The sequence below is a fragment of the Streptomyces sp. NPDC045846 genome (genome assembly GCF_056431605.1).
This window is the reverse complement of sequence record NZ_JBWKKJ010000012.1, coordinates 182,533-207,647: the sequence shown is the minus strand read 5'-3', so window position 1 is coordinate 207,647 and position 25,115 is coordinate 182,533. Positions and strand designations below refer to the sequence as shown.

Annotated in this window: 19 protein-coding genes and 1 pseudogene; 11 read left to right on the top strand and 9 right to left on the bottom strand. The window is 70.9% G+C overall.

The window, feature by feature from the left end; translation table 11 throughout:
- Positions 1-105: 105 nt before the first annotated feature.
- The 5 genes from AC07F3_RS31330 to AC07F3_RS31310 form a co-directional block, all read right to left on the bottom strand.
- Complete coding sequence (locus AC07F3_RS31330) at positions 106-597, bottom strand: DUF6099 family protein (protein ID WP_479117782.1); 492 nt, start codon at positions 595-597, stop codon at positions 106-108.
- A 125-nt stretch (positions 598-722) separates the two neighbouring features.
- Positions 723-1,103, bottom strand: a complete 381-nt coding sequence (locus tag AC07F3_RS31325) for a nucleotide pyrophosphohydrolase (protein WP_479117781.1) — start codon at positions 1,101-1,103, stop codon at positions 723-725.
- Positions 1,100-2,266 carry an AAA family ATPase gene (locus AC07F3_RS31320; RefSeq protein WP_479117780.1) on the bottom strand — a complete coding sequence of 389 codons (1,167 nt, stop codon included), beginning with the start codon at positions 2,264-2,266 and terminating at the stop codon, positions 1,100-1,102. The genes AC07F3_RS31325 and AC07F3_RS31320 overlap by 4 nt, the downstream gene beginning before the upstream one ends.
- A 124-nt stretch (positions 2,267-2,390) precedes the next feature.
- On the bottom strand, positions 2,391-2,780 hold the full coding sequence (locus AC07F3_RS31315; RefSeq protein ID WP_053730371.1) for a cell division protein SepF: 390 nt from the start codon (positions 2,778-2,780) through the stop codon (positions 2,391-2,393).
- Between the two features lie 149 nt (positions 2,781-2,929).
- The gene (locus AC07F3_RS31310) at positions 2,930-3,343 is read right to left on the bottom strand and encodes a Fur family transcriptional regulator (protein WP_114039909.1); all 414 of its coding nucleotides are present in this window, start codon (positions 3,341-3,343) and stop codon (positions 2,930-2,932) included.
- Between the two features lie 597 nt (positions 3,344-3,940).
- On the opposite strand from AC07F3_RS31310, the gene katG reads away from it, so the two are divergent.
- The gene (gene katG / locus AC07F3_RS31305; RefSeq protein WP_479117779.1) at positions 3,941-6,175 is read left to right on the top strand and encodes a catalase/peroxidase HPI; all 2,235 of its coding nucleotides are present in this window, start codon (positions 3,941-3,943) and stop codon (positions 6,173-6,175) included.
- Between the two features lie 123 nt (positions 6,176-6,298).
- Here katG and AC07F3_RS31300 read toward each other — a convergent pair whose 3' ends face one another.
- Positions 6,299-7,684 carry a M14 family zinc carboxypeptidase gene (locus AC07F3_RS31300; RefSeq protein WP_479117778.1) on the bottom strand — a complete coding sequence of 462 codons (1,386 nt, stop codon included), beginning with the start codon at positions 7,682-7,684 and terminating at the stop codon, positions 6,299-6,301.
- A gap of 723 nt (positions 7,685-8,407) precedes the next feature.
- On the opposite strand from AC07F3_RS31300, the gene AC07F3_RS31295 reads away from it, so the two are divergent.
- The 7 genes from AC07F3_RS31295 to AC07F3_RS31265 all read left to right on the top strand — a co-directional run bounded on the left by AC07F3_RS31295 (position 8,408) and on the right by AC07F3_RS31265 (position 15,441).
- Entirely contained in the window at positions 8,408-8,995 is a 588-nt protein-coding gene (locus AC07F3_RS31295; RefSeq protein WP_479117777.1) for a helix-turn-helix domain-containing protein, read from the top strand.
- 136 nt (positions 8,996-9,131) lie between these two features.
- Entirely contained in the window at positions 9,132-10,106 is a 975-nt protein-coding gene (locus tag AC07F3_RS31290) for a class I SAM-dependent methyltransferase (protein WP_479117776.1), read from the top strand.
- Positions 10,107-10,463: 357 nt separating this feature from the next.
- Complete coding sequence (hemA, locus tag AC07F3_RS31285; protein ID WP_479117775.1) at positions 10,464-11,681, top strand: 5-aminolevulinate synthase; 1,218 nt, start codon at positions 10,464-10,466, stop codon at positions 11,679-11,681.
- Positions 11,678-12,205, top strand: a complete 528-nt coding sequence (locus AC07F3_RS31280) for an N-acetyltransferase family protein (protein ID WP_479117774.1) — start codon at positions 11,678-11,680, stop codon at positions 12,203-12,205. The genes hemA and AC07F3_RS31280 overlap by 4 nt, the downstream gene beginning before the upstream one ends.
- 5 nt (positions 12,206-12,210) lie before the next feature.
- Positions 12,211-13,293, top strand: coding sequence for a Gfo/Idh/MocA family oxidoreductase (locus AC07F3_RS31275; RefSeq protein ID WP_479117773.1), 1,083 nt, complete (start codon positions 12,211-12,213; stop codon positions 13,291-13,293).
- A complete protein-coding gene (locus AC07F3_RS31270; RefSeq protein ID WP_479117772.1) occupies positions 13,290-14,504 on the top strand; it encodes an MFS transporter in 1,215 nt (404 codons plus the stop codon). The genes AC07F3_RS31275 and AC07F3_RS31270 overlap by 4 nt, the downstream gene beginning before the upstream one ends.
- A 37-nt stretch (positions 14,505-14,541) precedes the next feature.
- The gene (locus tag AC07F3_RS31265) at positions 14,542-15,441 is read left to right on the top strand and encodes a LysR family transcriptional regulator (protein ID WP_479117771.1); all 900 of its coding nucleotides are present in this window, start codon (positions 14,542-14,544) and stop codon (positions 15,439-15,441) included.
- Positions 15,442-15,635: 194 nt separating this feature from the next.
- Here the strand turns inward: AC07F3_RS31265 and AC07F3_RS31260 are convergent, their stop codons facing one another.
- A complete protein-coding gene (locus tag AC07F3_RS31260; protein ID WP_479117770.1) occupies positions 15,636-17,045 on the bottom strand; it encodes a short-chain fatty acyl-CoA regulator family protein in 1,410 nt (469 codons plus the stop codon).
- A gap of 374 nt (positions 17,046-17,419) precedes the next feature.
- Here AC07F3_RS31260 and aceA point away from each other — a divergent pair.
- The 3 genes and pseudogenes from aceA to AC07F3_RS31245 all read left to right on the top strand — a co-directional run bounded on the left by aceA (position 17,420) and on the right by AC07F3_RS31245 (position 21,270).
- A pseudogene (gene aceA, locus AC07F3_RS31255) lies at positions 17,420-18,705 on the top strand (isocitrate lyase).
- A gap of 106 nt (positions 18,706-18,811) precedes the next feature.
- Positions 18,812-20,404, top strand: a complete 1,593-nt coding sequence (aceB, locus tag AC07F3_RS31250) for a malate synthase A (protein WP_479117769.1) — start codon at positions 18,812-18,814, stop codon at positions 20,402-20,404.
- Positions 20,401-21,270: a 3-hydroxybutyryl-CoA dehydrogenase gene (locus tag AC07F3_RS31245; protein ID WP_479117768.1), complete on the top strand. Its 870-nt coding sequence runs from the start codon at positions 20,401-20,403 to the stop codon at positions 21,268-21,270. Before aceB ends, AC07F3_RS31245 begins: the two co-directional genes overlap by 4 nt.
- Positions 21,271-22,061: 791 nt before the next feature.
- On the opposite strand, the gene AC07F3_RS31240 is transcribed toward AC07F3_RS31245, so the two are convergent.
- Together AC07F3_RS31240 and AC07F3_RS31235 are read right to left on the bottom strand one after the other, a co-directional pair.
- Entirely contained in the window at positions 22,062-22,865 is an 804-nt protein-coding gene (locus tag AC07F3_RS31240; RefSeq protein WP_479117767.1) for a hypothetical protein, read from the bottom strand.
- Between the two features lie 64 nt (positions 22,866-22,929).
- The gene (locus AC07F3_RS31235; RefSeq protein ID WP_479117766.1) at positions 22,930-25,062 is read right to left on the bottom strand and encodes a UvrD-helicase domain-containing protein; all 2,133 of its coding nucleotides are present in this window, start codon (positions 25,060-25,062) and stop codon (positions 22,930-22,932) included.
- Between the last annotated feature and the right edge of the window lie 53 nt (positions 25,063-25,115).

The following is a 25,115-nucleotide window of genomic DNA, read 5'->3' as shown; positions in this document are numbered from 1 at the left end:
TCTCCACCGTGGCCGGACAGCTCGTACGACCCCTGCTCGCCCCGCTCGCCAACGCCCTTTGACGTGTGGGGGCGTCAGCGGGCGGGGCTTTCCTGTCCGCCGCTCTCATGGCGGGCCCGTCGTCGTGTCGCGCAGCTCTGCGGTCGATCTCTCCCGGTCTCGTAAGGCGAGTCGGCGCAGCATCGCGCGGACTCGGTCGCCCGATTCGTCGGCGGCGTCGATGGCCTCTATGCACTGCCAGTACAGCCCCTCCTCGTCGGTGGCGCAGGCGACGGAGACGAGGGCCATGGAGACGTCGCCGAGCAGGGCGCCCAGGGAGGTCAACGCGCTGGCGGGGTCGGTGACTTCGGACAGCTGGGCGGCCCGGATGCCGCCGCGCCGCATGCCGGAGTGGTCGAGGACGGCGCAGCCCCGGCCTCCCGCTTCGCTGAGGCCGCGCGCCTCGCTCCTCAGTTCCGGCGGGCCGGTGGCCGCGAGGTGGCCGCCGATGGCCTGGGCGAGGGCTTGTGCCTGCCAGGCCTCGGCCACGATGTCGAGTACTGCCCGGCTTTGGGCCAGGGCGTGTTGGCTGACTTTGAGGAGCCGTACCGCATCCATCCGATATCCCCGTTCGTGCGACGGACCCGAGCTTCGCGTCCACTACCTAGAGTGAGCTTGCGGGGCTCGGAAAGCCAGAGGAAATCGGAAATCTGTGCACAGCAAGCCGATTGTGAGTATCTCGGTCACTCGGATGAGTGACTCTCCGTGTCCGTCGGCGAGTTGTGCGAGTGCTTGATGGGCTTCGGGGCGGGAAAGCGGAGTTCGTTGCGGTCGATCTTGGCGGCCAGGGCCGCGAGGGCGTCGATGCCGAGGACGTCGCAGAGTTGGAGCAGATAGGCGAGGACGTCGGCGACCTCGTCGGTGACGCGGTGGGCCTGGTCGGGGTCGCTCATGACGCGGGCCGACTGCTCGGGGGTCAGCCACTGGAAGATTTCGAGGAGTTCGGAGGCTTCGACGCTGAGGGCGGCGGCGAGGTTCTTCGGCGTGTGGAAGGGCTGCCAGTCGCGGGCGGCGGCGAAGTCGGCGAGCCTGCGCTGCAGGGCCGGTACGTCGAGTTGGTTCACGCTCCCAGGTCTACCACCGTCGCTCCGTGGGCTTCGCGGGCGCCCGTGCCGTCACCGACGGCGGCGAGCAGCCGGATATGGCCGCGGGCGCACATCTCGGCGGCCAGGGCGATGAGTTCGCGGCTCTGGCGGGGGTCGAGGGCGCGGTCGAGTCCGTCGGCGAGGACGGTGAGGGTCTGCATGGCCGGGGGCACCTCGGCGACGGTGTCGACGGCGAGGACGCCGGGTCCGGTGAGCAGGACGAGGGCGAGGGCGAGGTAACGCAGTTCGCCTTCGCCGAGCCGGTCGACGGGGGTTCCGCTTCGGGTGCCGCCGCGGGCGAGGACGGCTCGTAACGTGCCGTCGGCGAGTGCCTCGGTGGTGAGTCCGGTGACGGGGCCCGTGCAGCCGGCGCGGGCGGCGGCGACGAGGCGGCCGTGGCGGATGCCGCATTCGGTGCGGGTGCGCAGGAGGACTTCGGCGAGGTTGTCGCAGTCGCGCCGCAGCCGGCCGCCGCCGCTCGTCCGGGTGGGGGCGACGGGTTCGCGCATGCGCCGGGGCTGGGGGTCGCAGGGGAACACCGAGCGCAGGGCGACGACGACTTGTTCGGCGGCGGCCAGGACGCGCAGCTGTCCCGGCGTCTTGCCCGCGACGCGCAGGGGCAGCAGCGCGGTGCCGAGCCGGTCGTCGGGGAGCGGCGCGCGCGTGACGGGGACCGCGCCGGCGGTGTGCCAGGCCGCCTGGACGGTGGAGCGGCTGGGGTCGCGCAGGGCGGTGCTGAGGAGGGTCTGGCCTTCGCTGGTCAAACGCTCGCCGACGACGCGGAGTTCCGGTTCGGCCTGGACGGCGAGGTCGAGGCGGACGGGGCCCGCGGGGCCGTCGACGGTGCAGCCGATGCGGAAGCCGCGGCGGCCCTGGGCGTCGGCGTCGGCGCGTTCGGGCACGCAGCTCGCGGGGTCGCGGAACACGCTTGCCAGCGGCGCTCCCGAGCCGAGTCGGGCGAGGGCTTCGAACGCTTCGAGGATGCTCGTCTTGCCGCTGCCGCTCGGCCCGGTGACCAGGGTGAGCGGGCCGAGCGGGATGGCCGCGCCGCGGTGGGTGCGGAAGGCGGAGAGCCGCAGTTCGGTGACGGTGGGTCGATCGGGCTGGTCGGTTCGGTCACGGGGGGTGGTCGCGGTGGTCATGGCTGGGACCGTACGCAGCCGCAAACTGACGAACCGTTCCGCCTCGTTGACCTTCCTACTAATGAGGGACGGCTCAGCGCTGCGGGACGGTCCTGGGCGGGGCGGGTGGGGCGAGGGGCTGGGGTCAGGGGTGCGGGACGGCCGCCGCTGCGATGCCTTCCACTTCGGTGCCGGCCGGGGCGAGCAGGAAGACGTTGCGGTCGACGCGGTGCATTCCGCTGCCGAGGCCGAAGACGACGCCGGTGCTGAAGTCGAGGATCCGCTTGGCCACTTCGGGGTCGGCGCCGGTCAGGTCGAGGAGGACCGGGATCTGTGCGATGAGGTATTCGGCGACCTCGCGGGCGTCCGCGAAGATCTGCACCCTCAGGACGACGAAGCGCCGCTGTTCGACGGTCGCGTAGTCGCCGGGAATGGTCTGGTGGTCGACTCTGGACGGCCATTCGTTGCGACCGCGCAGCGGAACGACCTGGGCGAGCCCCTCCCACTGTTCGTCGGTGACGTCGTACCTGCTCACCGGACCACCTCGCCCACGTGCTGTATCTGCATCCGGCCATGATGACGCCGCTCACCCGTTCAGCCCAACTTCGACACGGCCGCGGGGGTGTCGGCTATGACTCATTTCATGGGTGACGCCGGGTGTCGGCCCGGGCGGGCCGGGCGCGTTCAGGCGCAGGAGGGGCAGAGTCCGCGGTAGGTGATCTCGGCGCGGGAGAGGGTGAATCCGAACCGTTCTTCCGCCGGGAGGTCGGCGAGCGGGTCGCCGGTGGGGTGGACGTCACGGATGGTGCCGCAGCGGGAGCAGACCAGGTGCTGGTGCGGCCGGTGCGCGTGGGGGTCGTAGCGCTTGGCGCGGCCGTCGGTGGAGACCTCCATGACCTCGCCGAGCGAGACCAGCTCCCCGAGCGTGTTGTAGACGGTCGCCCGGGAGATCTCGGGCAGCAGTCTGGCGGCGCGGACGTGGACCTCGTCGGCGGTCAGGTGGACGTGGTCGCCGCCGTCCAGGACCTCCGCCACGACGCGCCGCTGGGACGTCATCCGCCAGCCGCGCCCTCGCAGCCGTTCGAGCAGGTCACTCATACCGGTTCACCTGTCCACGCTTCGGGTTCGGCGGACTGCGCGGCGTGTCCGCGAGGGGCCGCCGCGCGATCCGAGGGGATATGGATTTGGTGTACTTCTTGACTTGGATTTGGTCCATCGTAGGATCGATATCGGCGTTAGCCTAGGGACAGGAAGAACTCCGAACCCACCCGCAACAAGACTCCGACCCATCCGGGAGACAGAGACGTCATGGGGGATCGCCGCCGCGAAGGCGCGGGGTGCCGGCCCGCGGGTGCGTGCCGCCGCCCTCGTCGCAGTGGTGGAGACCGCCCGGGCGGGCGACCGCCCCGCCGTCGCCGCGACGCCTTCCGGGGTGCGTGATCGTGTGGGCCGTATTGTCCTGCCAAGTCGTCTGCGCGGCCCACTACTTGTCCACCCCGTCCAGTGCGGCCCGTGGCGTGGCGTGGCCCGTCGTGACCGGCCCTCGCGGCGGGGGCCCCGATCCGGCCCCGCCACCCTCCGCCCCGGCTTCGCGATCGTAACGAGGCCGAGGCCACCCGCCGGAGCCCGCGCCCCGGCCGTTCCACCGCCCGTAGTTCCTGAGCACCGTGATCCACCGAGCCAAGAAGGATTGCCATGTCCGAGAACCCCGATGCAATCGTCACCGACCCCAAGACGGAGGGCACAGGTGGCGGCTGCCCGGTCGCGCACGAGCGCGCCCCGCACCCGACGCAGGGCGGCGGAAACCGCCAGTGGTGGCCGGAGCGGCTCAATCTGAAGATCCTCGCCAAGAACCCGGCCGTGGCCAACCCGCTCGGTGAGGAGTTCGACTACGCCGAGGCGTTCAAGGCCCTCGACCTGCCGGCCGTGAAGCGGGACATCGCGGAGGTGCTCACGACCTCGCAGGACTGGTGGCCGGCCGACTTCGGCAACTACGGCCCGCTGATGATCCGGATGGCGTGGCACAGCGCGGGCACGTACCGCATCAGCGACGGGCGCGGCGGCGCCGGCGCCGGGCAGCAGCGCTTCGCCCCCCTCAACAGCTGGCCGGACAACGTGAGCCTCGACAAGGCCCGCCGTCTGCTGTGGCCGGTGAAGAAGAAGTACGGCAAGAACATCTCGTGGGCCGACCTCATGGTGCTCACCGGCAACGTGGCCCTGGAGACGATGGGCTTCAAGACGTTCGGCTTCGGCGGCGGCCGCGCCGATGTGTGGGAGCCCGACGAGGACGTGTACTGGGGCCCCGAGACCAACTGGCTCGACGACGAGCGCTACACCGGCGACCGCGAGCTGGAGAACCCGCTCGGCGCGGTCCAGATGGGTCTCATCTACGTCAACCCCGAGGGCCCCAACGGCAACCCGGACCCCATCGCGGCCGCGCGGGACATCCGCGAGACGTTCCGCCGGATGGCGATGAACGACGAGGAGACCGTCGCCCTGATCGCGGGCGGCCACACCTTCGGCAAGACGCACGGCGCGGGCCCCTCGGAGGCGGTCGGCAACGACCCCGAGGCCGCGTCCCTGGAGCAGCAGGGCCTCGGCTGGAAGAACAGCCACGGCACCGGTGTGGGCCCCGACGCGATCACCAGCGGCCTCGAGGGCATCTGGACGAACACGCCGACCGCCTGGGACAACAGCTTCTTCGAGATCCTCTTCGGCTACGAGTGGGAGCTGTTCAAGAGCCCCGCGGGCGCCCACCAGTGGCGGCCGAAGGACGGCGCGGGCGCGGGCACCGTGCCGGACGCGTTCGACGCGTCGAAGTCGCACGCCCCGACGATGCTGACGACCGACCTCTCGCTCCGCTTCGACCCGGCCTACGAGCAGATCTCGCGCCGCTTCCTGGAGAACCCGGAGGCGTTCGCCGACGCCTTCGCCCGCGCCTGGTTCAAGCTGACCCACCGCGACATGGGCCCGGTCGTGCGCTACCTCGGCCCGGAGGTGCCCTCCGAGGAGCTGCTGTGGCAGGACCCGCTGCCGGCACGCACCTACGAGCTCGTGGACGCGCAGGACATCGCGTCCCTCAAGGAGCAGGTCCTCGCGTCGGGCCTCACGGTGTCGCAGCTCGTGTCGACGGCGTGGGCGTCCGCCTCGTCGTTCCGCGGCAGTGACAAGCGCGGCGGCGCCAACGGCGCGCGCATCCGGCTCCAGCCCCAGAGCGGCTGGGAGGTCAACGAGCCCGACGAGCTGGCGACGGTCCTGCGCACCCTCGAAGGCGTCCGTACGTCCTTCAACTCGGCGCAGTCCGGCGGCAAGCAGATCTCGCTGGCCGACCTGATCGTGCTGGCCGGTGCCGCGGGTGTCGAGAAGGCCGCCCAGGACGCCGGCACCCCCGTCGAGGTCCCGTTCACGCCGGGCCGGGTGGACGCCTCGCAGGAGCAGACGGACGTGGAGTCGTTCGCCGCGCTGGAGCCGACGGCCGACGGCTTCCGCAACTACCTCGGCAAGGGCAACCGCCTCCCGGCCGAGTACCTGCTGCTCGACAAGGCGAACCTGCTGACGCTGAGCGCCCCCGAGATGACGGTCCTCGTCGGCGGTCTGCGCGTGCTGGGCGCGAACTACCAGCAGTCCTCGTTCGGCGTCCTCACCGACCGCCCGGGCACGCTGACCAACGACTTCTTCGTCAACCTGCTCGACATGGGCACGACGTGGAAGGCGACGTCGGCGGACGAGAGCACCTTCGAGGGCCGTGACGGCGCCTCGGGCCCGGTCCGCTGGACCGGCACCCGTGCCGACCTGGTCTTCGGGTCCAACTCGGAGCTGCGCGCGCTCTCCGAGGTGTACGCGAGCGACGACGCGAAGGAGAAGTTCGTGCGCGACTTCGTCGCGGCGTGGGACAAGGTCATGAACCTGGACCGGTTCGACCTCGTCTGATCGTCCGGCCCGGGCCGGCCGCTCCAGGCCGGCCCGGGCCACTGCGCGGGGGCGCCGACGCGGCACCCGTCCCAACCAAGGGGCAGCTCAAGGGAGTTGCCCCCTTCGCGTGTGGCGAGGCCCTCAGCGTCCGGCGGCCGGGGCGGTCCGGTAAGGCGCCGCGGCGTGCTGGGCGGCGTACAGGAGGGCGGGCTTCAGCTTGGGCCAGAAGTAACCGTCCTGGCAGGAGTACGGCGGGGTGAAGCCGTCGCAGCCCTGGCCGTCGCTGTCGCCGATCTCGATGGTGAAGCTGGCGAGGCCCAGCTTGTCGAAGGTCCAGTCGTCGGTGCCGCCGGACGCGTCGTACAGGATCTCGCCGGCCTGCCCCGACTGATAGCCGGTCATCGAACCCATCCGGTCCGCGAGGGCGCGCAGCGCGGCGTCGTTCCCGGTGTGCACGGTGTGGTCGAACTCCCAGGGCAGCAGCACCATGCTCGCGTCGCTGTGGAGGCTGATCATCATGCCCCGGGCGTCGGCGGGCGCGGGGTCGCCGTTCCCGGTGCCGGTGCGCACCGCCGGATACAGCTGCCGGAAGAGGCCTTCCAGGGCGGAGTTCTCCGGCTCGGAGTCGGCGGCCGGGCCGAGGTACTGCTCGGCGCAGGGCTGCCGTGAGGTGCCGAGACCGCCCCAATGCGTACCGGCGTTGCGGTTGAGGTCGACGCCGATGCGGCCGCTCCAGCCGCAGGACGCGCCGTGGGAGTTGTCGGCGTTCTTGCGCTGGAGGACGGGGTTGTCGCCGCCCGAGGCCACGATGTCGACACCGTCCGGGTTGGCGATCGGCACGACCCACATCTCGGTCGTGTCCATGAGCCGGGTGATGTCGGGGTCCTTGCCGTACTGCGAGGTCAGCTCGTCGATCCACCGCCAGGTGACCTCGCCGGTGGTGATCTCGCGGGCGTGGATCTGGCTCATCAGGAAGAAGCGGGGTTTGGCGGAGTTCGGATTCGGCGCGCAGTCGCCCTGCCGCATCCTGGTGACGCAGATGGCCTTGAGGTCCCGCCCGCCCGCTCCGTTCTTCTTCCGCCAGGACTGCCCGTAGGTGACGACGGTGGCCAGGTCGGGGTGCTGGGAGGCGACTTGGTCGAGGTGGGCGTAGTGCCCGTCGACCGTGTGGTAGCCGCCGTAGTAGGTGGTACCGGCCGCGGGCCGCACGGCGCCGGGCACCGGGCGGGGCTGGGCCTTGACGGCGACCGGGCTGAACCCGAGACGCCGCAGCGACGCGACGGTCGCCGAATCCCCCAGCACGAACAGGTCGTTGCCCTGGCGCCGCTCCAGGAGGTCGTACCCGGCGGCGACGAGGGTCTGCGCGTCCTCGGCGTGCCGGATCGGCACACGGTAGGTGACGAGCGGGCTGGGGGCGGTGGCGCGCGGGCCGGGGGTGTCGGCCGTGGCCACGGAGGACGGGGGAAGCGCGGCGGCGGCCAGGACGAGGGCTCCGGCGGCCATGAGCGCGAGACGTCTGCGGGACATGAGCGGGCCTTCCGTGGGGGGTACGGGGCGCGCGGGGCCAAGGAGCCGACCCGGCGGACCTCGCGCACACGCCGCGAGCCGACGCCGTGCTCCGTGAGCCGGAGGCCTTGTTGGTGCGGGTGGGCCTTGTGCGGGGAGGCCTCGCGGCTCGCGACGGCGGCTCGCGCCTGAACAGCGGCGGAGGGCCCTCCGGGGGTGCGGAGGGTCGTACTGGGGGGGCTCAGCCGATGCGGACAGACGGGTCGGATCGCATGATGGCATGCACACGCCACGAACAGAAGAGGGGTCGCGCCCCCGTGCGCCCTCCTCCCTGCGGAACGACGCAGGTCAGGAGGGAGGCCTCGGTCGCCGCAGGGGGCGAATTCCGGTCGATGCGTGGGCGGTTGCTCGGGTACGGGGACGGGGGGCGAGGGGTTGCCGGGCGGACGGAGGTGCCGTTCAGCCGTGCAACGGGGCGCGCCAGAGAAGGCAAGGCGAGGGGGTTTTCCTCAACTTCGCGCCAGGTCAGGCAGGTTGAGGGTCCCCATCGGTCGCCCGTCGCGGGATCGTGGTGGACGCATGGGCCCCCGCGCGTCCCGATTCGCCAGAAGAGCGCAGCCTCCGCCCCCCTGTCGACCATCGCCAGCGGAAGCTACGGACGCCCGGCACGCCCGGCACTCCAGGGGCAGCACCGCCGCGGGAGCCCGCATGCCCCTCTTGCGGCCGCGGCATACGGTGTTGCCCATGACGCAAAGTGACGGCGACCTCGACAGTCTCGTACGCAAACGGATCCGTGCCCTGCGCCTGGCGCAGGGCTGGTCGCTCGACGAGTTGGCCGGGCGGGCCAAGCTCAGTCAGTCCACGCTCAGCCGCATCGAGAACGGGCAGCGGCGCCTCGCCCTGGACAGCCTCGTCACGCTCGCCCGCGCCCTGGACACGACGCTCGACCAGTTGGTGGAGACCGCGGAGGACGACGTCGTCTCCAGCCCGACGATCGACGCCTCCCGGGGCCAGCTGCGCTGGCCCGTCAAGGCCGACCCCGGCATGACGGTCATCCGCCAGCGCATGACCGAGCCGCCGCCCGACAGCCCCTCCCGCATGCGCGCGCACCCGGGCCGCGAATGGCTGGTCGTCCTGTCCGGCACCGCGGTGCTGCTGCTCGGCAACCGCCGCTTCCGCATCGAGACCAATCAGGCCGCGGAGTTCCCGACGATGCTGCCGCACGCCATCGGCGCGGAGGGCGGGCCGTGCGAGGTTCTCGGCATCTTCGACCGCGATGCCCGCCGCGGCCACCAGCGCCCGGACGACGGAGGCGAGAAGCGTCGCCCCTGAGGGCCCCGATCCGTTCGTGCTGGGCCAGGGACGAACAGGGCCCTGACTTGCGCGTTCGGCAGCTCGAACCACTCTCGCCTTGCGCATCCCGCAAGAAGCGATGCCGGTTGCGCAACGCGCGCTTAGCGTGGGCGTCATGACCCACTCATCCCCGCAGGCAGCACATCACCACGGACCCGAACCGGGAGCCGAAGGCCATGCCCACCACCACGACTCCCGACAGGAGGCCGACAAGCACCCCAGCCCTGGGCAGGAAACCGTGACCGACGGCCACCGCCACGGTGACGGATCCGCCCACGAGACCGAGGCCCACAGCCAGGCCGAGATCCTCGACCTGGACGCGGAGGTGCTGGCCGAGCACACCGCCGCCATCACCGCGTCGCTGCCCGTCAGCGCCGCCCCGCGTCACATCGTGGACCTGGGGTGCGGCACCGGGACCGGCACGTTCGCGCTGCTCGCACGCTTCCCCGAGGCCGAGGTGATCGCCGTCGACTCCTCGGCCGCCCATCTGCGCCGGCTGCGCGAGAAGGCCGAGGCCCTGGGCGTGACCGACCGGGTGCGTACGGTCCAGGCCGACCTCGACGCGGAGTGGCCCGAACTGGGCACGCCCGAACTCGTCTGGGCTTCGGCCTCGCTGCACCACATGGCCGACCCCGGGCGCACCCTGCGCCAGGTGCGCGATCTGCTCGTGCCGGGAGGGCTGTTCGCCGTCGTGGAACTGGCGGGCTTCCCCCGCTTCCTTCCCGCCGACGCTCCTCAGGAGCGGCCCGGCCTGGAGGAGCGCTGCCACACCGCGAGCGCCCGCCACCATGCCGAGCACCTGCCGCACCGCGGCGCGGACTGGGGCCCGAGGCTGACCGCGGCCGGGTTCACCGTCGAGGAGGAACGCACGATCAAGGTGGATCTGCCCGGCTCGCACAGCGAGGCGATCGGCCGGTACGCCCTCCACAGCCTCCAGCGCCTGCGCGCCACCGTCACCGAGACCTTGCCGCCCGAGGACATCACCGCCCTGGACCACCTCCTCGACCCCGAAGGCCCCCACAGCATCCTGCGCCGCGAGGACTTGGCGGTACGCACGGAACGGACGGTGTGGGCGGCGCGGCGCGCCTGAACCGGCCTCGGACCACGGGCATACCCCCGTCCTCCAGTCCAGCCGCACAATATGCGCAACGGTCCTGCATATTTCCCCTATGCCGCTCCTAACTCCCTTTAACTGAACCCGAGTTGTCCGGCAGCCCTCCCCGAATGCCCCATTCCCCCACCACCCCCCAGCCGTAACAAGAAATTCACCTCCCACGGTGTGACTGGCGTCTCAAGCCCGGCCGTTCGCAGCGGTGACCTGGGGGCATGCAGGGGATGCATCAGAGATGCGGGCGGGCGGTTTGCGGGGAGGGTGCTCGCTGTATGTAATTCCCTCGTTTACAGATCGCGTGCGACCAACGGCGCATGCTGGTTACAGGGGGATGGAATGTACGAGCAATTCCTGTCGGAAAAACTCGACAAGTTGAGACGTGACGGCCAGTACAGATCGTTCGTCGAAATCAATCGTCAGGCGAACGCCTACCCGAAGGCGATGCACCGCACCGCCGACGGACGCGATCAGCAGGTGACCGTCTGGTGCAGCAACGACTACCTGGGCATGTCGCAGCACCCCAAGGTCGTGGGGGCGATGCACCGGGCGATCGACGCGTATGGTGCCGGGTCCGGCGGCTCGCGGAACATCGGCGGAACTCACAGCCACTACGCCGCACTTGAGGCCTCGCTCGCCGAGTGGCACGGGAAGGAAGCCGCTCTGGTCTTTCCCACGGGATACGGCTCGAACGATGCGACGCTGCAGTGCCTTCTGCGCCTGCTGCCCGATCCCATCATTCTCTCGGACGAGCTGAACCACGCTTCGATCATCAACGGAATCTGCAGCACCAAGGCCGAGCGCCGGGTATTCCGTCACAACGACGTGGACCACCTGGAAGAGATCCTCGCCGCGCAGCCGCTGGACCGCCCGAAGATCGTCGTGTTCGAGTCCGTGTACTCGATGGACGGCGACGTCGCCCCCATCGAGCGGATCGTCAAGGTCGCGCACGAGTACAACGCGCTCACCTATCTCGACGAAGTGCACGCGATCGGAATGTACGGCCCGCGGGGCGCGGGCATCGCGGCGGAGCTGAACGTCGATCATTTCGTCGACATCATCCAGGGCACGATGGCCAAGGGCATCGGTGTCATCGGCGGGTACATCACCGGTTCGACCACCCTGGTCGACACGATCCGCAGCTTCGCCTCGGGCTTCATCTTCACCACCTCCCTGCCGCCCGCCGTCGTGGCGGCCTGCCACGCCAGCGTGGAGCACCTGAAGACCTCCACCGCCGAGCGGGACGCGCTCCAGCGCAAGACCGCCCAGCTGCGCACGGCCCTGGAGGCGGCCGGGATCCAGGTGATGCCGCAGAGCACCACGCACGTCCTGCCGGTCCTGATCGGGGACTCCGAGCTGTGCAAGCGGTCCGCCGCCCGGCTGCTGGAGGTGCACGGCGTCTACCTCCAGCCGATCAACTCGCCGACCGTTCCGGCCGGGACCGAGCGGTTCCGTGTCAACGTCACGCCGAACCACTCCGACGAGGACATCGCCCACCTGGTGGCCGCCCTGGACGAGGTCTTCACGCACTTCGGCCTGCACGGGAGGACCGCGTGACGACAGCGGCCACCTCCGTCGTCCGCCAGGCCGAGCCGGCGGACATCGACGAACTCGTCCGCCTGCGCGCCTACTTGCTGGACGGCGAGGACGACACCGCCTCTGCGGCGCTCCCCTACACCGCGGCGACCCCGCAGGCACGCGAAGCCTGGCGGACGGGCTACCGGGCCTGGCTGGCCAAGGCGCTGCCCCACGACGCCGACGTGTGCGTGGCGGTCGCCCCCGGCCCGGGCCGCCTGCGGGCCTGCGCGATCGCCGTCATCGACCAGCGTCCTCCCTCGCCCGCGTACCCCAGCGGCCGGGTGGCGTGGATGCAGTCCCTCGTCACCGATCCGCGCGACCGGGGCCAGGGCCTCGGCACCACGGTGGTCGACCACCTCTTCGACTGGGCGCTCACCCGCGGCGCGGACGTCGCCCTGATGCAGAGCGCGAGCGGCGCCGTGGACTTCCACCGCCGCGCGGGCTGGCTCCCCACCGGCGAGGGCCTCTACCACCAACCGGTCACCACGAGTCGGAAGGGCTGACCCCCATGGACACCGTCAAGGTACTGATCGCGGGCATGGGCTACGCCGGCACGCGGTTCCTGACCGCGCTGCGCAGCCTCTCCGGCCCGCGGGAACTCGGTCTCGACATCGAGATCGCCTACCACGCACGCCACCGTACGGTCGAGGACGTCCCGTACTTCGCCACCGTGGAGGGGGCTCTGGAGGCCTTCTCGCCCGATCTCGTCATCGTCGCGGTGACGGACTCGGCGCACGCCGAGATCCTGACGCGCATGGCGGGCTACCGGGGCTTCGTGCTGGCCGAGAAGCCCCTCACCTCCGTCCACGACGACCTGGACGCGGTGGCTTCGGCCATGAGCGAGGTCTCCGGGTTCGCCGTGGACCTGGTGGGGCGGTACTCGGAGGCGAGCACGGCCCTCCACGCGTACGTGCACCGCCACCGGCTCAACCTGGTGCGGGCACACGCCACTTGGGGCAAGAACCGCATCAACGACCACCGGCCCACGGTCGGGGTCACGAGCGAGGTCATCCACTCCCTGGACCTGGTGCAGCGACTCGCCCTGGACGGCGAGCGGCTGCGGCTGCGCGACGCCGTCGGCGTCTGCTCCGACTACTCGGTCTCCGGACCCGACGTCCTGGACAGCGTGGCCCTGACGGCCCAGCTCGGCGACGCGGTGGTGAGCTGCTACAGCAGCTTCGTCAACGTCACCCGGCAGCGCACGATCGACTGCACCTTCCGCGACGCCGACGGCGGCCTGGTGTACGCCGCCGCGGAGTACTCCAACCCCACGTGGGACGCCGACCAGTTGCGGATCTGGCGGGTCGTCGACGGGCGCGAGGAGACGCTCTGCTCGGTGGACACCCGCAGCGATCCGGTTCCCGAAGGGCTCGACACCATCGTCGGGCTGCGTCGCGTCGTCGCGGACGCCGTGCGGTTCGCCCACGACCGGCAGCCGCCGGTGGTGCCGTTCGCCGGGATCGAGGAGTCGGTCCGCCTTCAGCTCCTGCTCAACGAGATCGAACAGACCGCCCAGTTGACCGGGCCGGTCGGCTACTTCCCCGACGGCCGGCAGATCAGCACCGAAACGGACTTGGAGCGCCTCGGATGAGCGCCATACAGACAACCGCACCTCCCCAGGCACAGGACGGACGCGGCAGGTTCATCCCGCTGCTCGCGCTGGGCACGTTCGCGCTGGGCGTGGACGCCTACGTGATGGCGGGGCTGCTGCCGCACGTGTCGGATGACCTGAGCATCTCGGCGTCGTCGGCCGGGCAGATGGTCACCGTCTTCACGCTCTGCTACGCGCTGGGCGGGCCCGTCTTCGCCACCCTGCTGGCCAAGCGGTCGGCGAAGGTGGTGCTCGGCGTGGCGCTGGTGGTCTTCACCATCGGCAACGCGCTGACCGCGCTCGCCCCGACGCTGCCGGTCCTCCTGGTGGCGCGCGCGGTGGCGGGCGTCGGCGCGGGCGTCTACTCGCCCATAGCCGCGGCCACGGCGGCGGGGCTCACCACTCCGGAACGGCGTGGCCGCGCCCTGGCCACCGTCATGGGCGGCCTGAGCATCGGCACCGTCATCGGTGTCCCGGTCGGCATGCTCCTCGCCTCGCACATCGGGTGGCGCGGCACGCTGTGGCTGATCACGGCGCTGGGCGTGGTCGCGCTGATCGGCATCGTGCGCCTGCCGAAGATCGAGGTGAGCCCCCCGCCGCCGCTGGGCCGCCGGGTGCGCGCCCTCGCCAGCGGCCGGGTCGCGGGCATCGTCTCCGTCTCGCTGCTCGGCGGCATCGCCAGCCTGGGCCTGTACACCTACCTCGCCGAGTTCCTCCTCGACGCCGCCCACACCCACCAGACGGTCTGGGCGATGTGGGCCTGGGGCGCGGGCGGCATCGTCGGCAGCCTTCTGATCGGCCGCGTCGTGGACCGCACCCGCCGTCCGTTCGCCGCGGTCACCTGGATCCTGGTGCTCATCGTGGCCAGCCAGTTCGCGCTGCCGACCGCCGCTCACACGGCCGCGGCGCTGGCGGTCGTGCCGCTCGTGATCTGGGGTGCGGCCGGCTGGGCGGTGCAGGTGCCGCAGCAGCACCAGCTGATCGCGGCCCAGCCCGAACAGGCCACCGTCGCCGTCTCGCTGAACAGCTCCGCCGTCTACCTCGGCAGCGGCATCGGGTCCGCGCTGGGCGGCCTGGTGCTGGGCCTCGGCGCGGCCCCGGGCGCGCTGCCGTACTACACGGGTGCGCTCACCGTGGTCGCCCTCGTGCTGCACCTGACCGTCGTACGGGGTGCCGTCCGGCGGGCAGAGAGCGCGGTCACAACCCCCTGACCTGGGCAAATGGCCATGGTTGGCTAGCATTGCCCTCATGGATATCGGGCTGCGTCATCTGCAATGCTTCCTCACCCTGGCCGAGGAGCAGCACTTCACCTGGGCCGCCGACCGCCTCGGTATGTCCCAGCCCACGCTCAGCCGGCACATCCAGCGACTGGAGGCCGTGCTGGGCCGCGAGCTGGTGGACCGCAGCACCCGCCACCCCCGCCTGACCGCGGAGGGGCACCGGCTGCGCGCCGATCTCCAAGTCCTGCTGCCGCAGCTGGAGTCGGCGCTCCAGCCTCCCGAGCCGCAGCCCTCGCTGCGGCTCGGCTATGCGTGGGGCTACCCCCTCCAGCGTGGCCGCCAGGCGCAGGCCACGCTGGAGGAGCGGCACCTCGTCCTCGTGCAGACCGTACGCAGGGACGACCGCACCGCCGGCCTGCGCGAGGGCGCGGTCGACGCGGCCCTGCTGTGGGGGACCGTCCGCGATCCGCGTCTGGTCACCACCGAGATCCTGCGCGAGCCGCACATCGCGGCGGTCGCCCGCACCTCCACGCTCGCGGTGCGCGAGCGGGTCACCTGGCGCGACCTCGGCCGCCGCTGCCTCATCGTCAACACCGTCAGCGGCACGCTCAGCGCCCAGGACTGGCCGGCCGACGCGACCCCCGAGATCGGCGCGGAGACCTCCAACATCGAGGAGTACCTGCATGCCGTGGCGGGCCGCCGCGGGGTCGGCGTGCACCCGGTCTCGGTGGCCGCGCAGCACCCGGACCCGGACATCCTGTACCTCCCCCTGACCGGCGCCCCGCCCGCCGTCCTGACCTACGCCTACCCGCGCACCAACCCCCACCCCTACGCAGCCACCTTCGGCCAAGCCCTGCGCCAGCCCCACCCCACCGAGCGATCCGCCCCGCGGGCGGAGGAGCAGCGGAAGGCTTCTGCTGAGGTTTAGGGGGCGCTGTTTGGGTGCTCCGGGGGCCGGTGCTGTGACCGCATGGGTTCACCGAGTGGGGATGCGTGCTTTCCGTCGGAGGGGACCAGCTTGGTGACCCACCCTTTCGAGGCGCCCATGCGTCCGCCCCGCCTCTCCCCCGCCCGGCCGGACTCCGGCGCAGTTCGGCCGGTGCCTCGGAGCGCGCGGTAGGGTCACGCGGCTCCGCCGTCCTCGACGGGGTAGGGCACGAACGGGCTGCTGTTCTGGTCGATGAGCAGGGAACGCCCCAGCGGTGGCACGGCCCGTTGGGAGCAGCCGAGGCGTTCGCAGACCCGGCAGCCCATGCCGATCGGGGTCGCGGAGGAGGCGTTGGCGAGGTCGAGGCCGTCGGAGTAGACAAGCCGGTGGGCGTGGCGGAGTTCGCAGCCGAGGCCGATGGCGTAGGTCCTGCCGGGTTCGCCCCAGCCGCCGCGACGACGGGTGACCGCGCGGGCGGTCCACAAGTAACGCTGCCTGTCGGGCATTTCGGCGATCTGCACGTGGATGCGGCCGGGGGCGGCGAACGCCTCGTAGACGTTCCACAGCGGGCAGGTGCCGCCGGCCCGGGAGAAGGGGAAGCCGCTGGCCGACTGGCGTTTGGAGAGGTTCCCGGCCCGGTCGACGCGGACGAAGGAGAACGGCACCCCGCGCAGCCGCGGGCGCTGGAGGGTGCTCAGGCGGTGGCAGACGGTCTCGTAGCCGAGGCCGTAGTGGTCGGTGAGGCGTTCGATGTCGTAGCGCGCCTCTTCGGCGGCCGCGTGGAACGCGGTGTACGGCAGGATCAGCGCGGCGGCGAAGTAGTGGGCGATGCCGATGCGGGCCAGCGCGTGGGTGGGCGAGCCGGGCTCGAAGTCCTCGGCCGCCTGTCGGTCGAGGTCCTCGCGGTGTTCCAGCAGGGCGAGTTGGGTCGCCATGCGGAAGGCACGCTGACCGGGTCGTAGCCGCGGGGACAGATGGAGGGTGCGGCTTCTCTCGTCGTAGCGGTGCAGCAGTTCGCCGGGCTCGGCGGCGAGCCGGATGCCATGGGCCTCGTTGAGCCGCGCCGTCAGAGCCCCGATCACCTCGCCCGGCCGGATACCGATCTCCCCGGCGAGTCGCTCGGCCGCGAGGTCGCTGTCGTGGAGGTAGTTCTGGCGGTGGTAGAAGAAGTCACGGACCTCCTCATGCGGTGAGAAGGCGGTGAGCCGGTCGCCGTCCCTGCCGTCCGCGGCCCCGGCCAGGCGCTCGGACAGCAGCTGGTTGCGGCGGCCGAGGTCCAGCAGGACCTGGGCGACGGCGGGCATCCGCGCGGCGAGGTCGGCCAGGTCGGCGGCCGCGACCCTGGCCTCGGACAGCTCCCCTGCCAGTGCTTCACGCAGGTCCGCGACCAGCCGGGTCGTGTCGCGCTCGGAGAAGAACCCCGGGTCGACGCCGAACGCCTCGGTCAGCCGGAGCAGGACGGGGACGGTGAGCGGACGGGAGTCGTGCTCCATCTGGTTCAGATAGCTCGGTGAGATGCCCAGCACGCGGGCGAGTTCGGCCTGGCTCATCCGACGGTCCTCACGCAGTCGCCGCAGCCTCGCCCCCGCGTACGTCTTGCTCACCGATCGCTCCTCCCCACCGGATTCCGATCCCGTCAGCGTACGGGACGCACCTTGCGCCGGGACCTTCGCAAGATTGGCAAAACACGGCGGGAAGATTCGCAGAAGTTGGCATCGATCCACGGTTGTTGGCACTCAGTGCCAGTGCCAAGGTCGTAGTGCGGCCCGCCGGACCCCGACGGGCACCGACCGAAACCCGGGCACGGCTCCTGCCTTGACGTCGGAGACCCGGCAGCGGTGGCGGCCCGTACGAGGCATTGCTCGGCTTCGTCCCTCCACGGCGACGGCGGGCCGCCCAACGATGACACGCAGTGCCACCTCTGTTCATTCGGACCGCGGGGTTGGCAGCCAGCACAGACGGAGGAGACGTGACAGTCATGGCAGAGGCCAAGCGGACGCAGGCGGCCGAGGAACTGGCGCGGCGCTGGGCCACCGCCCCCCGGTGGCAGGGCGTCGAGCGCACCTACAGTGCCGAGGACGTCGTACGGCTCTCCGGCAGTGTCCGCGAGGAGCACACCCTGGCCCGGCGCGGCGCCGACCGGTTGTGGCGGCAGTTGCACGAGCAGGACTACATCCACGCGCTGGGCGCGCTGACCGGCGGTCAGGCCGTCCAGCAGGTCAAGGCGGGGCTTCAGGCCATCTACCTGTCCGGATGGCAGGTCGCCGCCGACGCCAACCAGGCCGGTCACACCTACCCCGACCAGAGCCTCTACCCGGCCAACTCCGTTCCCCAGGTGGTGCGCCGGATCAACAACGCCCTCCTGCGCGCCGACCAGATCGCCACCGCCGAGAACGCGGGGGACACCACGGACTGGCTGGCGCCGATCGTCGCCGACGCCGAGGCCGGCTTCGGCGGACCGCTGAACGCCTTCGAACTGACCAAGGCGATGATCGCGGCGGGCGCGGCCGGCATCCACTACGAGGACCAGCTCGCCTCGGAGAAGAAGTGCGGCCACCTCGGCGGCAAGGTCCTCGTGCCGACCTCCCAGCACATCCGTACCCTCAACGCGGCCCGTCTCGCCGCCGACATCGCCGATGTGCCGACGGTCATCGTCGCCCGCACCGACGCCCTCGCCGCGAACCTGCTGACCAGCGACGTCGACGAACGCGACGCCGAGTTCGTGACCGGTGAGCGCACGGCGGAGGGCTTCTACCGGGTCCGCAACGGCATGGCCCCGGTCATCGCCCGCGGTCTCGCCTACGCTCCCTACGCCGACCTGATCTGGGTGGAGACCGGCACGCCGGACCTGGCCCAGGCCCGCGAGTTCGCCGAGGCGATCCACGCCCAGTACCCGACCAGATGCTGGCCTACAACTGCTCGCCGTCCTTCAACTGGAAGGCCGCCCTGGACGACGACCAGATCGCCAAGTTCCAGCGGGAGTTGGGAGCGATGGGCTACCGCTTCCAGTTCATCACGCTGGCCGGGTTCCACTCCCTCAACCACGGCATGTTCGACCTCGCCCGCGGCTACGCCGAGCACGGCATGACCGCCTATGTCGACCTGCAGGAGCGGGAGTTCGCAGCGCAGGCGCAGGGGTTCACCGCGGTCAAGCACCAACGGGAGGTCGGCACCGGCTACTTCGACCTGGTCTCCACCGCCGTCAACCCCGCCTCCTCGACCACGGCGCTGGCCGGGTCCACGGAGGAGGAGCAGTTCCACTAGGCCCGCCCCACGGCGGCCGTCCGGTCCGCTTCGGCCGAGCGGGGGTCGCACGACCGTCCCCGTCCGACCCCCGCTCCCCTCCTCTTCCCTCGCGCAGGAGAAACCGATGTCCACCACTGCCCTGACCCACCGCGTCCGCGTCCTCGCGGCCCCTGGCGACCGTCACGACGAGATCCTCACCCCCGCCGCCCTCGACTTCGTCGGGCACCTGGCCGCGGCCTTCGGTGAGCGTCGTCGGTGGCTGCTCAAGGAGCGCCGACGGCAGGTCCTGCGGCTCGCGAGCGGTTCCCCGCTCGACTTCCCCCTGGTCACCGCCGCCGTCCGCGCCGACTCCGACTGGCGGGTCGCGCCGCCCGCTCCCGGGCTCGCCGACCGCCGGGTGGAGATCACCGGCCCGCCCGAGCGCCGGATGGCGGTCAACGCGCTCAACTCCGGCGCCCGCGTGTGGATGGCGGACTTCGAGGACGCCACGGCTCCCACGTGGGAGAACATCGTCGGCGGCCAGCTCACCCTGCTCGACGCGATCGAGCGCCGCATCGACTTCACCTCGGACGAGGGCAAGGACTACCGGCTCCACGACGACATCGCCACGATCATGGTCCGGCCGCGCGGCTGGCATCTCGAGGAGGAGCACCTGGAGTACGACGGCCGGCCGGTACCCGCCGCACTCGTCGACTTCGGCCTGTACTTCTTCCACTGCGCGCGGCGGCAGATCGACGCCGGGTACGGCCCGTACTTCTACCTGCCCAAACTGGAGAACCGCTACGAGGCCCGGCTGTGGAACGACATCTTCGTCGCCGCACAGGATCTGCTCGGCATCCCCCGCGGCACGATCCGCGCCACCGTCCTCATCGAGACGATCACCGCCGCATTCGAGATGGAGGAGATCCTCCACGAACTGCGCGAACACAGCGCGGGGCTCAACGCGGGCCGCTGGGACTACCTGTTCAGCCTGATCAAGACGTTCGGGCACCGCAGCGACTTCCTGCTGCCCGACCGGGCGAAGGTCACCATGGCCGCCCCCTTCATGCGGGCGTACACCGAACTCCTCGTCCGCACCTGCCACCGGCGGGGCGCCCACGCCATCGGCGGGATGGCCGCCCAGGTGCCGGGCAAGGACCCGGCCGCGAACGAGGCCGCGCTCGCCACGGTCCGCCTCGACAAGGAACGGGAGGCGGAGGACGGCTTCGACGGCTCCTGGGTGGCCCACCCCGCCCTCGTGCCGGTCTGCCGCGAGGTCTTCGACGGCGTCCTTGCCCGGCGGCCCCACCAGATCGACCGGACCCGCGAGGACGTGGACGTGACGCGCGCCGACCTGCTCTCGGTGCGGCGGGTCGGCGGCCTGCCCACGCCGGAGGGCGTCCGTACCAACATCGCCGTCGCGCTGGGCTACTTCGCCGCCTGGCTGGGCGGCCGGGGAGCCGTCGCGCTGGACGGCCTCATGGAGGACGCGGCCACCGCCGAGATCGCCCGCGTCCAGATCTGGCAGTGGCTGCGCCACCGCGTCATCGACCGGGAGGCGGTCCTGCGCCTTCTGGACGAGGAGGTCGCGACCCTTGCGGCCCGGTACCCGCGGGCGTCCGTCGACGACGCCCGCGCCCTCTTCGAACGCACCGCCATGACCGGCGAGTTGCCGCTGTTCTTCACCCCGGACGCCTACTCCCGCCACCTCGTGCGACAGACCGGGGAGCAGTCATGAGCGGCGGCATCCGACGCGTCGGCGTGGTCGGCGGCGGGCAGATGGGCGCGGGCATCGCCGAGGTGTGCGCACGGGCCGGCCTGGACACCGTGGTCTGCGAGGTGGACGCGATCGCGGCCCGCGCGGCGCGCGACCGGGTGGCGGCGTCCCTCGACCGCGCGGTGCGGCGCGGCAAGCTGGAGCGGGCCGACGCGCAGGACGCCTTGGCCCGCGTGGTGTTCACCGGCACCCTGGAGGACCTCGCCGACAGGCAGCTCGTCGTCGAGGCCGTCGTGGAGGACCCCGGCGCCAAAGTGGAGGTCTTCGCCGCCCTCGACAAGATCGTCGACGACCCGGCGGCCGTCCTGGCCACCAACACCTCCTCCCTGCCGATCATGCGGCTGGGCATGGCCACCCGCCACGCCGACCGCGTCGTGGGCCTGCACTTCTTCAACCCCGTCCCGGTGCTGCCCCTGGTGGAGGTCGTCACCTCCCTCCACACCTCCTCCCACACGGCGTCGGTCGTCCAGGACTTCGCCGCGGGGAGTCTCGGCAAGACGGTGATCCACTCCCGGAACCGGGCGGGCTTCGTCGTCAACGCCCTGCTCATCCCGTATCTGCTGGCAGCCGTGCGGATGGCGGAGTCCGGGTTCGCCACCGCCGCCGACATCGACACGGGCATGGAACTGGGCTGCGCCCACCCCATGGGCCCGCTCAGGCTCGCGGATCTGATCGGTCTGGACACCGTCGCCTCGATCGCGGAATCCCTCTACGAGGAGTTCCGCGAGCCGCTCTACGCACCGCCGCCGCTGCTCCAGCGCATGGTGGAGGCCGGACTGCTGGGCCGCAAGAGCGGCCGGGGCTTCCACACCTACGACCAGGGCTGAGGGCCTGGTACGACGCGGGTTGGGAGGCCCGCACACGCCGCCCCGGGGTGAGGGCCCCGGACGGCGCCGCCAAAGGGGGCGGGAAGCGCACACACGGCGCTTCCCGTCCGCCGCTCGTTCCGCGGGGCTCACTTCCCCGTCCAGGCCCGCAGGTCGGCGATGCGGCCGACGGGATACCTGTCCATCCAGCACGGCTGGGTGCGGCCCTGCGGTCCCCGTGCGTCAACTGTGCGTCAGGTGCGTCGAACATGCGCCAAGACATCGCCCGCGACGCGCTTGGCGCACATCCTGCACACTCCAAGAGACCGCAGGTCAGGCGTCCTCGCGGACCGGCTCGAGGAGCGCCACGCACTCGACGTGATGCGTCATCGGAAACAGGTCAATAGAAAACACGTCGAAGAAAATTGCAGGTCAGAGGCCTATGTGACACTAATCGGGCTCAAGATCAATGTGCACTACGGGCGTTACGAGCGCTACGTGCGATTCTTTGACGCACGCCGAAGCATCCGCAGGAGCCTCCCAGGCCGGCCTCCTATGGGAATCCCACCGTATGAGCTCGCAACACGAGCACGCCCGGCGGGCGACTCTTGAGGCCGCGCAGGTCGTGATTCCGTCCGCTGTCGGTCCACTTCTTGCCGACCCACGGCCAGGTGGCATGAAGGGCCGCACTGCCCTACCCCTCCGTCGGCAGTTCGCAGTCTGGCAGCCTGACCGCCACGGCTTCGGCTGGCCGCAGCCCCGCGTAGCACGTCCTGCCGAAGAGCCCGACCTGCGGACTCACGGCGGTGGCATCAGCCCTTCTCCTGAACGCCCAACCATGACTCGAAGGCCATCAGCTGCTCGCCCATGGCTCCGAGCGAGTAGGGATCTGACTCGTACTGCACCGACAGATTGGCCTCGTAGAGCTTGTATATCGCCGGGGCCGTCTCCCCCGCCAAGGACGCCTCCTTCAAGGCCCGCGCCACCCTTCCGAGGTCCTTTCCGCGGAGGCCATCCGTGACCTCCGGCCACACGGTCTCCGCGAGGTGTTCGCAGAGTTCCATCAAAAAGCGGCCCGCCCGTACGGCACAGTCGGAGATCGCTTCCTGCCTCGCCTCACGCAGATGGTCCGCAAGATGATCCTTGCGCTCGTTCTCGCTGTCCCATGAGCCATCGTCGTAGATTCTCTTCCAGATGCCGACGGCCCGATCCGTCGCCACCTGAACCTCCTGGTCGAGTGCCTCTTGAGTGAGTGTGGGATGCGATGCCTTGACGTCCTTCAGACGGCTGATGAGGGTGTCCACGGACGCGGCGGGGACAGGATCTCCGTCCCGAACCGCGGTCAACAGCGCGACTGTGTCGACGGCCCGCCGAACCTGTTCGCTATCGACCAGACCCCATAGCTCGTAGGCGCATCGTTCGACGGCTGGATAGTTGTGATCGGCGATCTCTCCGTCGAGTTCCCCTGAGAGGTTAAGGAGCGCCTCGCACACGCTCTCGACCTCTTCCATGGCGCATTCGATCTCTTCGTCGACCTTCTCCATGACTCGCAGCGCCTCTTGGGCCTCCGCGACCTCACCTTCCAACTGGGCCACGCGGTCCGCGAGCTCGCCCATCTCTTCTCCTCATGTTGTCGTGACACCACCTGTGACTGTTTACGGGGCCGGTCCAGGCCGTCCCTCACATCCCGGCCGCAAGCAGGAAGGGACTGGGCTCACCTGACCAGGACACATACAGGCCGTCGCGCGCCCGGGTGCAGGCGACGAAGAGCAGGCATCGTTCGGCGAGGAGGTCGGCCTCGTGCTGCAGGCGGTCGACCTCCTCGGGCGTCACCGCCTTGGAGTAGGGGAGGGCGCCGTCGTGGACACCAACCACTGCCACGCAGCGGTATTCCAGGCCTTTGAACGCGTGCATGGTGCCCACGTTCACCGCGGTGGGCACTGCGGGCCGGTCAGCCCGCAGCCGCTGCGCAGGGATACCAGCGACGGTCAGTCGCTCGGCCGCCCGATCGCAGGTGCGGTTGAAGCGGGTACTCACACCGATGTCCTCGGGGGCGACGCCTGCGTCCAGCCACCCCTTGACCCGCTCGACGAGTGCGTCCAGTTCGTCTTCCACAGAGGTGGCAGCGTGCATCTCGGGGCCGCTCCCGTGCAGGGCGGACCTGTAACCGAGCAGCGTTTCGTTGCGGGCATCGTCCGCCAGCTCGGCGAAGGGCCGGCCGGTCAGGAGGGTCGTGGACCAGCTCAAGATCTCGTGCGTGGAGCGGTAGTTCTTCCGCATCTTCGTCGACCGGCCCGCGACCTTGATCCCGACAGCCTTCAGGGAAACCTTGCTGTCGTAGATCCGCTGATGCGGGTCGCCGGCGATGAACAGATCGTCGGGGCGGGCCGGTGCGGCGGCGCGCAGGAGCCGCCACTGGGCGGGATGCAGGTCCTGGGCCTCGTCGACGACGATGTGACGGTAGCGCGGCCCGGACCGCTCCAACAGCTCCGCGGCCTCGGCGCAGGTCCCGAGGTAGGTCCGGCGGCCGTCGGCGGCGAGCCGACCGGTGAACTCTTCTACGCCCCGCCACACCGGAGGCCGGGCGGAAGGAGGCAGCGCACTGCCGCGTCCCCTCCGCTCGGCGGCTTCGTACTGCTCGTACGTGCGGAGATTCTGGGCGAGCACCACGTGCCTGTACTCCTGGGCGAGGAACTGCGGGCTCCCGGCGAAGCCGGCGGCCTGGGCCGCCTGCTGCCAGCGGCTCACTTCCTCGTCGGCCCGCAACGGCCTGCGAGAGGTGGACACCACGCGCCCGGCGAACGCGTCGACGGTCAGGACGTCCACCCGCTCCCGGAGCGTCTCGTCGTCGACCAGCTCTGTGAGTCCGGCACGTAGGGCCGCCACCAGGGCGTTGGTATAAGTGGTGAGCAGGATGCGGTCGCCGTCGCGGAGGTGGCCGAGCAGGTGTCGTACGCGGTGGAGGGCCACGACTGTTTTTCCCGTCCCGGGGCCCCCGGTCACTTGGGCCGGACCCGAGTATGACGGCCGGTAGGCCACCCTGTGCTGGGAGGGGTGCAGGAAGACGCGCCATGCGGCGAAGGGCTTGTCGAGGATCTCGCGGAGTTCTTCGGATCCGGTGACCAGCGCAATGCGGGTGCGGCTGTGGCGGATGGCTGTCTCGTAGTCGGCCGGGTTCACGGGCTCCGTACTGTCGGTGGCGGCCAAGTTGACGGCCACCACGTCCCGCCACACGTCCTCCACCGTGAATCCGGCCGCGAGGTACTCCAGGACCTCGCGCTGGTCTTGGGGGAAGAAGGGCGCGAATGCTTCCAGCTGTTCGAGGGTGGTCAGGACCCGTGCCTGGCGCAGGGTGGTCTCGTCGATGCCCAGGGCGGCCAGGTCCCCGTCCGAGAGCGCGGCGAAGAGGCGCTGCGCGGGTTCGGGCGCCACCCGCTCGTAGGCGGGGGTGAGTTCCTCCAGGACGGCAATATCCCGGATCTCCACGGCCCGGGTGACCGTGTTGATGCTCGCCTTCTGCTTGACCGCCCAGGCGTTGGCTTTGTCGTGCGGCAACACCCGCAGCAGAACATATGTGTCCCCGCTGTCGGGCGCGAGCACGACGCCACGGGTGCCCCGGTCGATCCGGATGGTCCGGATATGCCGGTCACGAGCCCCTTCAAGGGATTCCAGCTTCAGGCCGGGGTCCTTGAACAGCTGCTCCAGGGTGAGCCGTTCGAACTTCTCCCAGGCATCAAACACCCCCTGCCGGACGGTCCCCTGGAGTTTGGGGAGCTGCGCGCAGAAAGCGATGTCGAAGGCGAGGTGGGGCATGGTCGGTGGTTCTCCTCACCGGATGCGAGGGTGCCGCAGGAGCGGCCCGCCTC